Origin of the sequence: Streptomyces sp. NRRL S-118 (assembly GCF_000716335.1) — a bacterium.
Lineage (GTDB): Bacteria > Actinomycetota > Actinomycetes > Streptomycetales > Streptomycetaceae > Streptomyces.
Map to the genome: position 1 here is coordinate 19,138 of NZ_KL591010.1, position 13,619 is coordinate 32,756.

The 13,619-nt window shown below is 72.4% G+C and carries 13 protein-coding genes; all 13 read left to right on the forward strand.

Features of this window, described 5'->3' with window-relative positions:
- Positions 1-112: 112 nt before the first annotated feature.
- The 13 genes from IH00_RS0118360 (at position 113) to IH00_RS0118420 (ending at position 13,565) form a co-directional block, all read left to right on the forward strand.
- Positions 113-1,213, forward strand: coding sequence for a lytic transglycosylase domain-containing protein (locus IH00_RS0118360; RefSeq protein WP_031074909.1), 1,101 nt, complete (start codon positions 113-115; stop codon positions 1,211-1,213).
- A 53-nt stretch (positions 1,214-1,266) separates the two neighbouring features.
- The gene (locus IH00_RS37455) at positions 1,267-2,319 is read left to right on the forward strand and encodes an RNA polymerase sigma factor (RefSeq protein WP_052411503.1); all 1,053 of its coding nucleotides are present in this window, start codon (positions 1,267-1,269) and stop codon (positions 2,317-2,319) included.
- 150 nt (positions 2,320-2,469) lie between these two features.
- Positions 2,470-3,432, forward strand: a complete 963-nt coding sequence (locus IH00_RS0118370; protein WP_039947173.1) for an ABC transporter ATP-binding protein — start codon at positions 2,470-2,472, stop codon at positions 3,430-3,432.
- Complete coding sequence (locus IH00_RS0118375) at positions 3,429-4,199, forward strand: MlaE family ABC transporter permease (RefSeq protein WP_031074915.1); 771 nt, start codon at positions 3,429-3,431, stop codon at positions 4,197-4,199. The genes IH00_RS0118370 and IH00_RS0118375 overlap by 4 nt, the downstream gene beginning before the upstream one ends.
- Positions 4,200-4,207: 8 nt before the next feature.
- Complete coding sequence (locus tag IH00_RS0118380) at positions 4,208-5,059, forward strand: MlaE family ABC transporter permease (RefSeq protein WP_031074916.1); 852 nt, start codon at positions 4,208-4,210, stop codon at positions 5,057-5,059.
- Positions 5,060-5,066: 7 nt separating this feature from the next.
- The gene (locus IH00_RS0118385) at positions 5,067-6,320 is read left to right on the forward strand and encodes an MCE family protein (RefSeq protein WP_031074918.1); all 1,254 of its coding nucleotides are present in this window, start codon (positions 5,067-5,069) and stop codon (positions 6,318-6,320) included.
- Positions 6,317-7,369, forward strand: a complete 1,053-nt coding sequence (locus IH00_RS0118390; RefSeq protein WP_031074919.1) for an MCE family protein — start codon at positions 6,317-6,319, stop codon at positions 7,367-7,369. Before IH00_RS0118385 ends, IH00_RS0118390 begins: the two co-directional genes overlap by 4 nt.
- A 35-nt stretch (positions 7,370-7,404) precedes the next feature.
- A complete protein-coding gene (locus tag IH00_RS0118395; protein WP_031074922.1) occupies positions 7,405-8,385 on the forward strand; it encodes an MCE family protein in 981 nt (326 codons plus the stop codon).
- Between the two features lie 74 nt (positions 8,386-8,459).
- Positions 8,460-9,566: an MCE family protein gene (locus tag IH00_RS0118400; RefSeq protein ID WP_031074923.1), complete on the forward strand. Its 1,107-nt coding sequence runs from the start codon at positions 8,460-8,462 to the stop codon at positions 9,564-9,566.
- Positions 9,563-10,891 carry an MCE family protein gene (locus IH00_RS0118405; RefSeq protein ID WP_031074925.1) on the forward strand — a complete coding sequence of 443 codons (1,329 nt, stop codon included), beginning with the start codon at positions 9,563-9,565 and terminating at the stop codon, positions 10,889-10,891. Before IH00_RS0118400 ends, IH00_RS0118405 begins: the two co-directional genes overlap by 4 nt.
- On the forward strand, positions 10,888-12,168 hold the full coding sequence (locus IH00_RS0118410; RefSeq protein WP_031074927.1) for an MCE family protein: 1,281 nt from the start codon (positions 10,888-10,890) through the stop codon (positions 12,166-12,168). The genes IH00_RS0118405 and IH00_RS0118410 overlap by 4 nt, the downstream gene beginning before the upstream one ends.
- Positions 12,165-12,725, forward strand: a complete 561-nt coding sequence (locus IH00_RS0118415) for a hypothetical protein (RefSeq protein WP_078887823.1) — start codon at positions 12,165-12,167, stop codon at positions 12,723-12,725. Before IH00_RS0118410 ends, IH00_RS0118415 begins: the two co-directional genes overlap by 4 nt.
- A 51-nt stretch (positions 12,726-12,776) precedes the next feature.
- Positions 12,777-13,565 (forward strand): hypothetical protein, encoded by a 789-nt coding sequence (locus IH00_RS0118420; RefSeq protein WP_031074930.1) that lies wholly within the window; start codon positions 12,777-12,779, stop codon positions 13,563-13,565.
- The last annotated feature ends 54 nt before the right edge of the window (positions 13,566-13,619 follow it).

Below are 13,619 nucleotides of genomic sequence, written 5' to 3' on the forward strand. Positions count from 1 at the left end.
AAGGCGGGCCCTCCGCGGCCCGCCGCCCGGCCCGGAAAATGCCGCGACGGACGGCGGCCACCGCCCCGTAGAGCCGGTGACAGGGCCGTACGGAGCGGGAGGAGCGCGGCACATGGCAGGGAAGAGGGGCAGGACCGTCAGGGGAACGGCGCTCGCGGCGGCGGCGATGGCGGCGCTGTCCGCCTCGCAGGCGCCGGGGGCGGTGGCGTCGGCCCCGGCCGGTCCGGAGCGGGGTGCGTCCGCGGCCGGGCCGGGCGTGACGGGCGGCTCGCCGTATCGCACGGAACTCCCTCCGCTGAGGGTACGCGACGGAGTACCGGAGGGCGGCGGCACGGCACCGGCGGGACACGGGATGCGCGGGGCGCTGCCGGCCGCCGTTCTGGCCGCGTACCGGCAGGCGGAGACGGAGCTCGCGGGCAGCGCCCCGGGCTGCGGTCTGCGCTGGGAGCTGCTGGCGGCGATCGGCCAGGTGGAGTCGGGGCATGCGCGCGGAGGGCGGCTGACGGCGGACGGGACGACCGTGCGCCCCATCCTCGGGCCACGGCTGGACGGCAACGGCTTCGCGCTGATCAGGGACACGGACGGCGGGGCCCATGACGGGGACGCGGTGTACGACCGCGCCGTGGGCCCGATGCAGTTCATCCCGTCGACATGGGCGGCGTGGGGCGCCGACGGCAATGGCGACGGGCGGGCCGACCCCGGCAACATCCACGACGCGGCGACGGCCGCCGGGCGCTACCTGTGCGCGGGCGGGCGCGATCTGTCGGACCCGTACGACCTGGACCGGGCGATCCTGGGCTACAACCACTCCGCCGCGTACGTGCGAACGGTCAGGGCCTGGTACGGGTACTTCCTGGGCGGCGACCCCGTGGTGACGCCGGGGCCGGCTCCGGCCGGGGACACGGACGCCGCCTCCGGCGGGGGGCGGGATGCGGGGCCGGGCGGCGCACCCGCGCGTGCGGCTTCTCCGCACGGCACCGCCTCGGCGCGGCCCTCGCGGCCCCGGGACGACGAGCCGGCGCCGGCTCCGCCGGGGACGCGGGAGCCGGCGGAGCCGACCGGCCCACGAGCGACGGACGAGGCGCTCCCCCGCCCATCGGAGTCCAGTCTTCCGGTTCCGGATGCAAGCGTTGTCCTGCCGCGTCCGCCGCTCGGCAACGGTCAGGACTCAATGCCCGCGGCCCCCTCCACAATTCCGGATACCGGGCGGTAATGTCGCGCCCCGCCGGGCGGCAGGGACCGGCGGGCGAGCGCGAGGGGGCCCTCATGGCTACGGACAGGTCCGATGACCGCTGGCAGCGGGCGTGGAGCCACCGCGAGCAGCTGCTCAAGGTGGCCCGGCGCAGGTCCATGAGTCCGGAGGACGCCGAGGACGCCGTGCACGAGGCGATGCTCCGGGCCGCCGAGCGGCCGGACCTCGACGACGAGAGACTCGGCGCCTGGCTCACGACGGTCACCATCCGGCTGTGCGTCGACCGGTACCGCCAGGTCCACCGTGAGGCCGAGGTGCGCCGCAGCCCCACACTGCACGCACCCGGCCCCGCGCCGGTCGACGAGCAGGTGTGCGACCGGGCCGAGGCGACCTGGCTGGCCCGGCGGAGCGGGGAGCTGCCCGCGCGCCAGGCGGAGGCGCTGTGGCTGAAGTCCGCGGACCTGGACGTCGGGCAGGTCGCCCGCACGATGGGCCTGAGCTACCGCACGGTCGAATCGCTCCTGGCACGTGCCCGCCGGACGCTGCGCGACTCGCTGGCCGGCACGCTGGCCCTGGTGCTGTGGCTGTGCGGGCGGGGGCGCCCGCGCGGGGCGGGCAACGCCCATGCGGTGGTCGCGGCCTCCACGGCGGCCACCCTGGCGGTGGCCGGGTTCGTGGTGCCGTACGTCCACGACGGGACCCAGGGCCGGCCCTCCTCCACACCGGCCACCTCCCGGACGACGGAGGTCCGAACCGGGGAGGCGGGCTCGCGGATGCTGCCGCCGTCTCCGGAGCCGGCCGGGGCCGGGGAGCGCCCGGCCCCGGCCACGCGCCGGGCACCGGCTGCCGCTCCGCCGGCGCGTCCGCTGTTGCCGGAGCTGCCGGCGCCGGCCCCGGCACTCCCCCAGGTGCCGAAGGTGCCGGAGGTGCCCGCCGTGCCGGAGGTGGCCGTTCCCTCCGTACCGTCCCTGCCGTCGGGGAACCTCACCACGCTGAGCGTCCCGTCCGTGCCCGTCCCCGGCCCCCCGGTCCCCGGGGCGCTCCCCACGCCGTCGCCGTCGCTGCCCGCGGCGGGCGCACCGCACCCGGGGGAAGCCTCCGTCGCACTGCCGGCCGGCGGTCGCTGACCCCGGAGGAGCGGAGCAGCCGCGCGCCGCTCGATCGAATCGAACCGCCCGGGGACCAGCGGAAAAAAATTCGGTTTCCTCGCGACGGACGGTTCCCCCTTCCCCGTAGAGCAGGTGTCGGAGCTGCTCACGGGCTGAAGGGTGAACCGGATGGGTGTCGAGATCTGCGTGGAAGGGCTGACGAAGTCCTTCGGTCGCCAGGTCATCTGGCAGGACGTCTCGCTGACACTGCCCGCCGGGGAGATCTCGGTCATGCTCGGGCCCTCGGGCACGGGCAAGTCGGTCTTCCTCAAGACGCTCGTCGGGCTGCTCAAGCCCGACCGCGGGTCGATCCGGATCGGCGGCCAGGACATCACCACGCTCCGCGAGCACGATCTCTACGAGGTGCGCAAGCTCTTCGGGGTCCTGTTCCAGGACGGCGCCCTGTTCGGGTCGATGAACCTCTACGACAACATCGCCTTCCCCCTCCGGGAGCACACCCGCAAGGGGGAGAGCGAGATCAGGGCGATCGTCCTGGAGAAGATGGACATGGTCGGCCTGATCGGCGCGGAGGACAAGCTGCCCGGCGAGATATCCGGTGGCATGCGCAAACGCGCCGGGCTGGCCCGGGCCCTGGTCCTCGACCCGGAGATCATCCTCTTCGACGAGCCGGACTCCGGCCTCGACCCCGTCCGCGTGGCCTACCTCAACCAGCTGATCGTCGACCTCAACGCCCAGATCGACGCCACGTTCCTGATCGTCACGCACGACATCGCCTCGGCCCGCCAGGTTCCCGACAACATCGGCCTGCTGTTCCGGCGCGAGCTGGTCATGTTCGGCCCCCGCGACAAACTGCTGACCAGTGACGAACCGGTCGTACGGCAGTTCCTCAACGGCCGGATGCAGGGGCCGATCGGCATGGCGGAGGAGAAGGACGCCGCGCAGGTCGAGCAGGAGCTGGCCCAGATCGACGACGCGGCCGCCCTCCCCACCCCGATGACGCCCCGGCTGCTGCCGGGCGCCGGGATCACGCGGCCGCCCCGCTGGGAAGCCATCGCGCAGCGCGAGAAGCCCGAGAAGGGCGAGAAGAGCGAGAAGGGCGAGAAGCAGGCGACGGAGGCGACCGCCCAGTGAGCCTCTCCCCCATCGGCGCGCTGCGCCACTCCGGCAGTCTCTTCGCGATGGCGCTGGACGTCCTGCGGACGCTCCCGCGCCGCCCCTTCCAGGTACGGGAGTTCATCCAGCAGGCGTGGTTCATCGCGAGCGTGACGATCCTGCCCACCGCCCTGGTCTCGATCCCGTTCGGCGCGGTCATCGCCCTGCAGATCGGCAGTCTCACCCGCCAGCTGGGCGCCCAGTCGTTCTCGGGCGCCGCCTCCGTCCTCGCCGTCCTGCGCGAGGCGTCGCCGATCGTCACCGCGCTGCTGATCGCGGGCGCGGGCGGCACGGCGATCTGCGCGGACCTCGGGGCGCGGAAGATCCGGGAGGAGATCGACGCGATGCAGGTCCTGGGCATCGACCCGATCCACCGGCTGGTCGTCCCCCGCGTCCTGGCCTCCATGGTGGTGGCGGTCCTCCTCAACGGCCTGGTCTCCGTGGTAGGCGTCGCCGGCGGCTACTTCTTCAACGTCGTGCTGCAGAACGGCACACCGGGCGCGTATCTCGCCTCCTTCACTTCCCTCGCCCAGCTGTCCGACCTGTGGGCGGCCGAGCTCAAGGCGCTGGTCTTCGGCGCGATCTCGGCGATCGTCGCCTCGTACAAGGGGCTGACGGCCAAGGGCGGCCCGAAGGGCGTCGGCGACGCCGTGAACCAGTCCGTCGTGATCACTTTCATGTTGCTGTTCGTGACGAACTTCGTGCTGACCGCCGTGTACTTCCAGATCGTGCCGCAGAAGGGATGAGGACGACCATGGCGCTCATCACCCGCTTCTTCGCCCGCCCGTTGCCGCGCCCCCTGTCGCGCCCCCTCCTCGCCTTGGAGGAACTGGGCACCCAACTGGCCTTCTACGGACGCTCGCTGGCCTGGACCGGCCGTACCCTGCGCCGCTACAAGAAGGAGATCCTGCGGCTGCTGGCCGAGGTGACCTTCGGCCGCGGCGCGCTCGCCGTGGTCGGCGGCACCGTCGGCGTCATCGCGTTCCTCTCGTTCTTCACCGGCACCGAGGTGGGCCTTCAGGGGTACGCGGCGCTCAACCAGCTCGGCACCTCCAACTTCGTGGCGTTCCTCTCCGCCTACTTCAACACCCGTGAGATCGCGCCGCTGGTCGCCGGGCTCGCGCTCTCCGCGACCGTCGGCGCCGGGTTCACCGCGCAGCTCGGCGCGATGCGGATCAGCGAGGAGACGGACGCCCTGGAGGTGATGGGCGTCCCGTCGCTCCCCTTCCTCGTGACGACGCGCATGATCGCCGGGTTCATCGCCGTGATCCCGCTGTACGTGGTCGGGCTGCTGTCCTCGTACTTCGCCGCCCGCACCATCACCACCGGCTACTACGGCCAGTCGGCGGGCACGTACGACCACTACTTCCAGCAGTACCTGCCCCCGGTCGACGTGCTGTGGTCCTTCGGCAAGGTGATCGTCTTCGCTGTCGTGATCATCCTGGTGCACTGCTACTACGGCTACTACGCGCGCGGCGGCCCGGCGGGCGTCGGCGTCGCGGTCGGCCGCGCGGTCCGCACCTCGATCGTCGCGATCAACGTCCTGGACTTCTTCCTCAGCCTGGCGATCTGGGGCGCCAGCACCACCGTACGGATTGCGGGGTAAGGCCACGATGCGCACCCACGTCAAGCTCCGCCTCTACGGCGTCGTCTTCCTCACCGTCCTCGCCCTCCTCCTCTCCCTCTCCGTCGCCGTCTACCAGCAGGTGTTCACCCCGGTCGTGCGGATCACGCTGGAAGCCGGCACCCTCGGCAACCAGCTGGAACCGCGTGCCGACGTCAAGCTGCGCGGACTGCTGGTCGGCGAGGTGCGGGAGGTACGGGCCGACGGTGAGAAGGCCACGCTCGGCATCGCGCTGAAGCCCGAGCACACACCGCGCATCCCGGCGAACGTGCACGCCCGGCTGCTGCCCAAGACGCTGTTCGGCGAGAAGTACGTCGACCTCGTCGCGCCCCCCGGCGGGCCGGCGGACCGGCCCATCCGCGCGGGGGACGTCATCACGCAGGACCGCACCAGGGTGGGCATCGAGGTGCAGCAGCTGATGAACGACCTGCTGCCGCTGCTGCGCACCGTGCGGCCCGCCGAGCTCAACGCGACGCTCTCCGCGTTCGCGACCGCGCTCGAAGGCCGCGGCGACCGGATCGGCGACAACCTGGTCCGCGTCGAGGACTACCTGAGCCGGCTCAACCCGCACATGCCGTCCATCAAGGAGAACATCTCGCGGTTCGCCGACGTGGCCGAGGTCTACGGGGACGCCGCACCCGACCTGATGCGGATCCTGCGCAACACCATCACCACCAGCCGCACCCTCGTCGACAAGCAGGACCAGCTGGCCGCCCTGTTCACCTCCACGGCCACCGTGGCCCGCAGCGCCGACGGCTTCCTGGACGAGAACGGCGAACGGTTCATCACCCTGGGCCGCGTCTCCCGCCCCACCCTGGCGCTCTTCGCCCGTTACGCGCCGGAGTACCCCTGCCTCCTCGAGGGCCTGGTGAGGCAGGAGGCCGCGGCGGAAGAGACCTTCAGAGGCGGAGAGATGCGCATCACCCTGGAAATCGTCCGCCCCCGCCCGGGATACGAGCCGGGGGAGGAGCCGCGCTACCGCGAGCGGTCCGGCCCGGACTGCCGGGGGCTTCCCCGCCCCGAGGTCCCGGCCGGTCACACCAAGCTCGACGACGGCACCCGCGACGCCCATGCCGCCCCCGGCGGGTCCGGCACCCGGCAGTCGTCCGCCACGGCTGCCGAGCAGCGTGCCATCGGCGCGCTCGTCGCGCCCGTCATGGGCGTACCGGCCGACGAGGTGCCCGCGGTGGCGACGCTGCTGTTCGGCCCGATGGCCCGCGGAACGGCGGTGAGCGTCGCATGAGCCGGGTGCAGAACGCCAGGAGCACCGCAGCACCGCTGATCAAGTTCAGCCTCTTCGCAACCGTCACGATCCTCGCGACCACGCTCCTCGCGGCGACCATCGTCAGCATTTCCTTCACGCCCGAGCACACGTACAAGGCCGTGTTCAGCGATGTCACCAGCCTGGAGGAGGGCGACGACATCCGGGTGGCCGGCGTGCGCGTCGGTGAGGTCGAGTCCATAAGGATCAAACACAGCCGGATCAAGGACCGGACGCTCGCCGAGGTGACCTTCACGGTCACCGAGGACCGTCCGCTGCTCACCGGCACCGGTGCGGTCATCCGTTACCGCAGCCTGGTCGGCCAGCGGTACATCGCGCTGACGGAGGGCGCGGGCGACGGCACGAGGCTGCCGCCCGGCTCCACGATCCCGCTGCAGCGCACCCAGCCGGCGCTGGACCTCAACGCGCTCCTGAACGGCTTCAAGCCGCTCTTCGCGGCGCTCAGCCCGAAGGACGTCAACCAGCTCGCCACCGAGATCATCAAGACGCTCCAGGGCGAGGGCGGCACGGTGAACAGCCTGCTCGCGCACACGGCCTCGCTGACCACCACGCTCGCCGACCGCGACCAGCTGATCGGCTCGGTGATCGACAACCTCAACACCGTCCTGGCGACGCTGGACAAGCGCGGGGCCCGCTTCTCCGGACTGATCCAGCAGCTCCAGCGGGTGATCTCCGGCCTGTCCGCCGACCGCAAGCCCATCGGCGAGTCGCTGGTGAACATCGGCAACCTGACAGCGGCCACGTCCGGGCTGCTGGCGGACGCCCGGCCGCCGCTGAAGGACGACATCGCCGAGCTGACCGAGCTCACCGGAACGCTGAACAAGAACGAGAAGACCGTGGAGGGCGTGCTGAAGCGGCTGCCGAACAAGCTCGACAAGCTGACGAGGACCGCCTCGTACGGCTCATGGTTCAACTTCTACCTCTGTGACTTCGACGGCCGGATCGTGCTGCCGAGGACCGGGGAAGTCATCACCCCGGAGTTCCACGTGGCCCGTGCGAGGTGCGCATGAAGCTCCGGATACCGAGGCGCAGGCCCCGCACGGGCATGGTCCCGTTCCGCGACCGGAACCCGGTGACCATCGGCGCGGCCGGACTCACGGCCCTCGCGCTGCTGACCGTCGCCGCGTTCAACGCCGACGGCCTGCCGCTGATCGGCGACGGCGACACGTACAGCGCGGCCTTCTCCGAGGCGGGCGGTCTGAAGCCCGGTGACGAGGTGCGGATCGCCGGGGTGAAGGTGGGCAAGGTCGACGAGGTGGATCTGGACGGCGACCACGTGAAGGTGGTCTTCCGGGTCAAGGGCGACCCCGCCCTCGGTACCCGGACGGGCGCCGCCATCCGCATCAAGACGATCCTGGGCGCCAAGTACCTCGCCCTGGAGCCGAAGGGCCCCGGGCAGCTCGAGCCGGGCAGCGAGATCCCGCTGAACCGCACGACTCCGGCGTACGACGTGGTCACGGCTTTCAGCGAGCTCACCACGACCGCGGAGGAGGTGGACACCGAGCGGCTGGCGACGGCCCTGGACACCATCTCCACGACGTTCGAGGATTCGCCCGCCGAGGTGCGGGCCTCCATCCAGGGGCTGTCGAGGATCTCCCGGACGGTCGCCTCCCGCGACCAGGCGCTGCGCGAGCTGCTGCAGCACGCCAACGGGGTGAGCGGGGTGCTCGCCGAGCGCTCCGGCGAGTTCTCGAAGCTGGTCGAGGACGGCGACAAGCTGTTCACGGAGATCGCCGACCGGCGGGCCGCGATCCATGCGCTGCTCAAGACCTCGGCCGCCCTCGGCATACAGCTGTCCGGGCTGGTCCGGGACAACAAGAAGGAGATCGGTCCGGCGCTGAAGGGCCTCAACACGGTGGTGGCGATGCTCGAACGCAACCAGGCGAGCCTCGACCGCGCCATCAAGCTGATGGCGCCCTACGTCCGGGTCTTCACCAACACCCTCGGCAACGGCCGCTGGTTCGACAGCTACATCCAGAACATGGTCGCCGCTCCGGTGGTCCCGCGCTCGGGAGGTACCTCATGAAAGCGACCCGGCTGAAAGCGCCCCGGCTGAACCTGCGCAGGGTGAGCCTGCGCCGGGTGAACCCGCGCCGCGCGGTGACCCTGATCGTCGCGCTCGCGGTCGTCGCCGCGGCCGGCGTGGTGCTGTGGCCGCGGGCGGACCCGGTCCGGGTCACCGCGTACTTCCCGCGCACCGTCGGCATCCATCCGGGCTCCGACGTACGGGTGCTGGGCGTGCGGATCGGCGAGGTCGGGGACATCACCCCGCAGGGCGAGCGGGTGCGGGTGACGCTGGAGTACGACCCCGGGCGCAAGGTCCCGGCGGACGCCCGGGCGGCCATCATCAACTCCTCGGTGGTCAGCGACCGTTACGTACAGCTTCTGCCGGTGTACCGGGGCGGGCCGCAGATGCGTGACGGTGACGTCATCCCGGAGCAGCGCACGGCGGTGCCCGTGGAGCTGGACCGGGTCTTCGACAGCCTGCACACGACGGCGGAGGCGCTCGGCCCGCGCGGCGCCAACAAGGACGGCTCGCTGTCCCGGCTGCTGGGTGTGAGCGCGGACAACCTCGAAGGGCAGGGCGCCCAGCTGCACCGGACGGTGGAGGACCTGTCCCTGGCGGTGACGACACTGTCCGACGGCCGGCAGGACCTGTTCTCCACGGTCCGCAACCTCCAGGTGTTCACAGCGGCGCTGGCCGCCGACGACAAGAGCGTGCGGTCCTTCAACGACAGCCTGGCGACGGTCGCCGGCCAGCTCGCGGCCGAGCGCAAGGACCTCGCGGCCGCGCTGCGGCACCTGGGGGTGGCGCTGGCCGACGTGTCCGAGTTCGTACGGAACAACAAGAAGGCGCTGACGTCGAACGTGGAGGGTCTGAGCAAGGTCACCAAGGTGCTGGTCACGCAGCGTGCCGCGCTGGCGGAGCTGCTGGAGGTGGCTCCGACCGGGCTGTCGAACCTGCAGAACGCCTACAACCCGTCCTCAGGGACTCTCGACACCCGCAACAACCCCGACCACCCGCAGGACCCGGCCTCGCTGCTGTGCTCCCTGCTCAGCACGACGGGCGAGGCGAAGGCGGCGGACTGCAAGGAGCTGAAGGAGCTGTTCGACTCGCTGCCGGAGCCGGTGCCGTCCGCGGCGCCGGTCGCCGGGACCGGCTCGATCGACCGGACGCTGGGCGGAATCCTGGGGGCGGACGCATGAGCGGCGGACGCACGAGGGGCCTGCGGGTGACCGCGGTGGTGTGGTCGGCCGCCGGCTCGCTGCTGCTGTCGGGCTGCGAGTTCGACGGCCTGTACGACGTCGGGCTGCCGGGCGGCGCGGCCGCCGACGGCAACGCCTACCGGGTGACGGTCGAGTTCCGGGACGTGCTCGACCTGGTGCCGCAGTCCGCGGTGAAGGTGAACAACGTGACCGTGGGCGCGGTCGAGAAGGTGGAGCTGGACGGCTGGCACGCGCGGGTGCGGCTGCGGATCGCGGATTCGGTGAAGCTGCCGGGCAACGCGGTCGCCGAACTGCGCCAGACCAGCATGCTCGGCGAGAAGTACGTGGCGCTGTCGGCGCCGGTGAACGTGGCGCCGGCCGGACGGCTGGCGGACGGCGCGCGGATCCCGCTGTCGCGCTCCGGCCGCAACCCGGAGATCGAGGAGGTGCTCTCCGCCCTCTCCGCACTGCTCAACGGCGGAGGCGTCGCCCAGCTCAGGACGATCAGCACGGAACTCAACAAGGCCCTGGAAGGGCGGGAGAACCGGGTCAAGTCGCTGTTGAAGGAGCTGGACGTCTTCATCGGCGGGCTCGACTCGCAGCGCACGGAGATCGTCCGCGCCCTGAACGGCATCGACCGGCTCTCCAAGCGGCTCGCGGCGGAGAAGAAGACGATCGCGGCGGCCGTCGACACCATGCCGCCCGCGCTGAAGGTCCTGGCGGACCAGCGGCGCAAGCTGACGGCGATGCTCACGTCCCTGTCGGCGCTCAGCACCACGGGGACGAAGGTGATCAACGCGTCGCGCGCCGACGTGGTGGCCAATCTGCGAAGCCTGCGGCCGGTCCTGGAGCAGCTGAACAAGGCGGGCGACGACCTGCCGAACGCCCTGGAGCTGATGACGACGTATCCCTTCCCGCGCAATGCCGTGGACGCGATCAAGGGCGACTACGTCAATCTCAGGATCACCGCCGATCTGGATCTGGCGAGCATCTACGGAAACCTCGACGACGAGAAGCCGGCCGAGCCCGGCGTGCCGGGGGTGCCCGGGCTCCCCGACGCACCCGGCCTGCCCGGGGTGCCGGAGGTGCCCGGCGTGCCGGACGTACCGGGGGTGCCCGGTGCGCCGACGCCCACGGCGGCGCCACGGCCGCCCGGCGTCCCGGCTCCCTCGGCGCCCCCGGGGGGCGGGGAGGGGCTCTGCCCGCCGGTGTGCGCCGGTACGCAGGTGTCCCACGCGGGCCACGAGGGCGGGGACGGCGGCGGCTTCCCCGCCGGGATCGACATCGCGCTCGCGGAACTGATGCTGAAGGGGATGCAACCGTGATCACACGTACGGTCAAGGCCCAGCTCCTCGCCTTCGCCCTGGTGACCGCCGTCGGCGTCTCGTACGTCGGCGCCCGGTACACCGGGATCGTCGACGCCCTCCTCGACCGCGGCTACACCGTGCGTGCCGACTTCGCCGACTCCGGGGGCGTCTTCGCGGGCGCCGAGGTCACCTATCGCGGTGTGCCGGTGGGCCGGGTCGGCGAGCTGCGGCTGACCGGGGGCGACGGGGTGCAGGTCGTCCTGGACATCGAGGACGGGGCGCGGATCCCGGCGGACACCGTCGCGGTGGTGGCGAACCGTTCCGCGGTGGGCGAGCAGTACGTCGACCTCCAGCCGCGCGGCCCGGGCGGCCCGTACCTGCGGGAGGGCAGCACCATCCCCCGCCGGGACACGCGCGTACCGCTGCCGGCCACGGACCTCGTCCTCAGCCTGGACCGGCTGGTGAACTCCGTCGGCAAGGAGGACCTGCGGATCACGGTGGACGAACTGGGCAAGGCGTTCGCGGGCACCGGGCCGGAGCTGAGCAGGCTGGTGGACTCCGGCAACCGGCTGGTGGAGTCCGCGTCCGAATCGCTTCCGCAGACGGTCTCCCTGATCGAGGACTCGCGGACGGTCCTGAGGACCCAGGCCGACCAGGGCTCGGCCATCAAGGCCTTCTCCAGGGACCTGGCCGCGCTGACCGCGGAGCTGAAGTCGAGTGACGGTGACATCCGCCGGCTGATCGGCGCGGGCGCGCCCGCCGCGCAGGAGGTCGACTCGCTGCTGACGTCCACCCGGCCCCATGTGCCGGTCCTGCTCGGCAATCTCATCAGCGGCGGACAGGTCACGGTGGCGCGGCTGCCCGGTGTCGAGCAGGCGCTGGTCACCTTCCCCGTGGTGGTGGCCGGCAGCCACACCGTGATCCCCGGTGACGGCACCACCCACTTCGGGCTGGTCGTCGGCGCCGACGGTCCCCCCGCGTGCCGCCAGGGGTACGACACGCAGCGGCGCGACCCGTCCGACACGAGCGAGCGCCCGGCGAACACGGGCGCGCACTGCTCGGCGCCGCGTGGCGCGCAGACGTCCGTGCGCGGTGCGCAGAACGCGCCGGGGCCCTCGGGCCGTGCCCGTGCCGGCGGCGCGGGCACGGCCGCATTCGTCACCCCGTACGACCCCGCGACCGGCACGGCCGCCGGTCCGGGCGGATCGCTCGTCGAGATCGGCTCGACGGGCGGCGAACAGAGCGTGTTCGGAAAGGACTCTTGGCAATGGCTGCTGGTCGGACCGATGGCATGACAGGGGCAGGCGGCGGGCCGTTCGGGGACGCCCGGCGGTGGCTCGGCGGGGCCCGGGCCCTGCTGCGGGAGGCCGCGCGGCGCGGCAGGGCGCTGCCGGCCACGCTCGCGGTGGCGACGGTCGCGGTGACGGCCGCGTCCGGCTGGCTGACTTTTCAGGTGCACGAGCAGCGGACGGAGGAGCAGCGGCGCCACGACATCCTGGCCGCGGCGCGGCAGTCGGCGCTGAACTTCACCTCGCTCGACCACCGGCACTACAAGCGGGACAGCGACAACGTCCTGAAGGGCGCCACGGGCGAGTTCAAGGAGCAGTTCGCCGCGCAGACGGCGCAGCTGACGAAGCTGGTCGCCGCCAACAAGTCGGTGTCGGAAGGACAGGTGCTGGAGGCGGGCATCGTCCGCGCCGACGAGCGTTCGGCGCGCGTGCTGGTGGTCGCCGACAGCAAGGTGACCAACACCGCCGCCCCGCAGGGCCAGGCCCGTACGTACCGGCTCCAGCTCGATCTCGTACGCGAGGAGGGGCGCTGGCTGACGTCCGGCGTCGAGTTCGTCGGCTGACATGCGTCGGCCGGCACGCCGGCCGGTCCACCCCCTCGAAAGGAGAGATCCGTGGTGAACACCACCATCCGGGGCCGCGGTGCCGGCTCCCCCGCCCGCCGCTCCCTGTCCGCGGCCGCCCGGGCGGCGGCCAGGCGCGCCGACCGGGCCGAGAGCGCCGCGCCACGCCCGGACGAGGCGACAGCGGTGTCCGGGCGCACCTTGCGGGTCCAGGACGAGCCGGCGGCGGCCGAGGCGCCTTCTCCGGATCCGGACTGGGAGGCGCCGGGCCCGGACGATCCCGACGAGGCGGCGGCGTCCGGGGCGGCGGCCCCCGCCGGCAGGGCCCCGAGGGTGCGGCTGCGCACCCTGTGGCTCACCGCGCTGGCCGTGCTGCTCGTGGCGGGGCTGGTCGCTCTCGCCCTGCTGGTGCGGGCCCACGGCGACGGGCAGGGCGCCGAGCGGGCGCGGGTGCAGGCGGCGGAGGCGGCGCGCAAGGCGGCGCCCGTGGTCCTGTCGTACGACTACCGCCGCCTGGACCGGGACTTCACGGCGGCGCGGGCGCATCTGACCGGCACCTTCCGTGACGAGTACCGCAGGACCACCACGACCGTCGTGGCTCCGACGGCGAAGAAGTACCGGGGCGTGGTCAAGGCGTCGGTGGTGGAGCCGCCGGACGGCGGCGCTCCGGCGGTGTCGGTGGTCTCGGCCTCGCCGGAGCGGGCCGTCGTGCTGCTCTTCGTCAACCAGGTCACCACGAGCACCCAGGTGCCGGGTCCGCGGGTGGACCTGAACCGGGTGCGGATGACGCTGACGCTCACGCCGGGGGGCTGGAAGGTGAGCGCCGTCGACGCACTGTGACGGGTCGGTCCCGTAGGACCGCACAGGGATCCCAGGCGCCTTCCGGGCCATCGT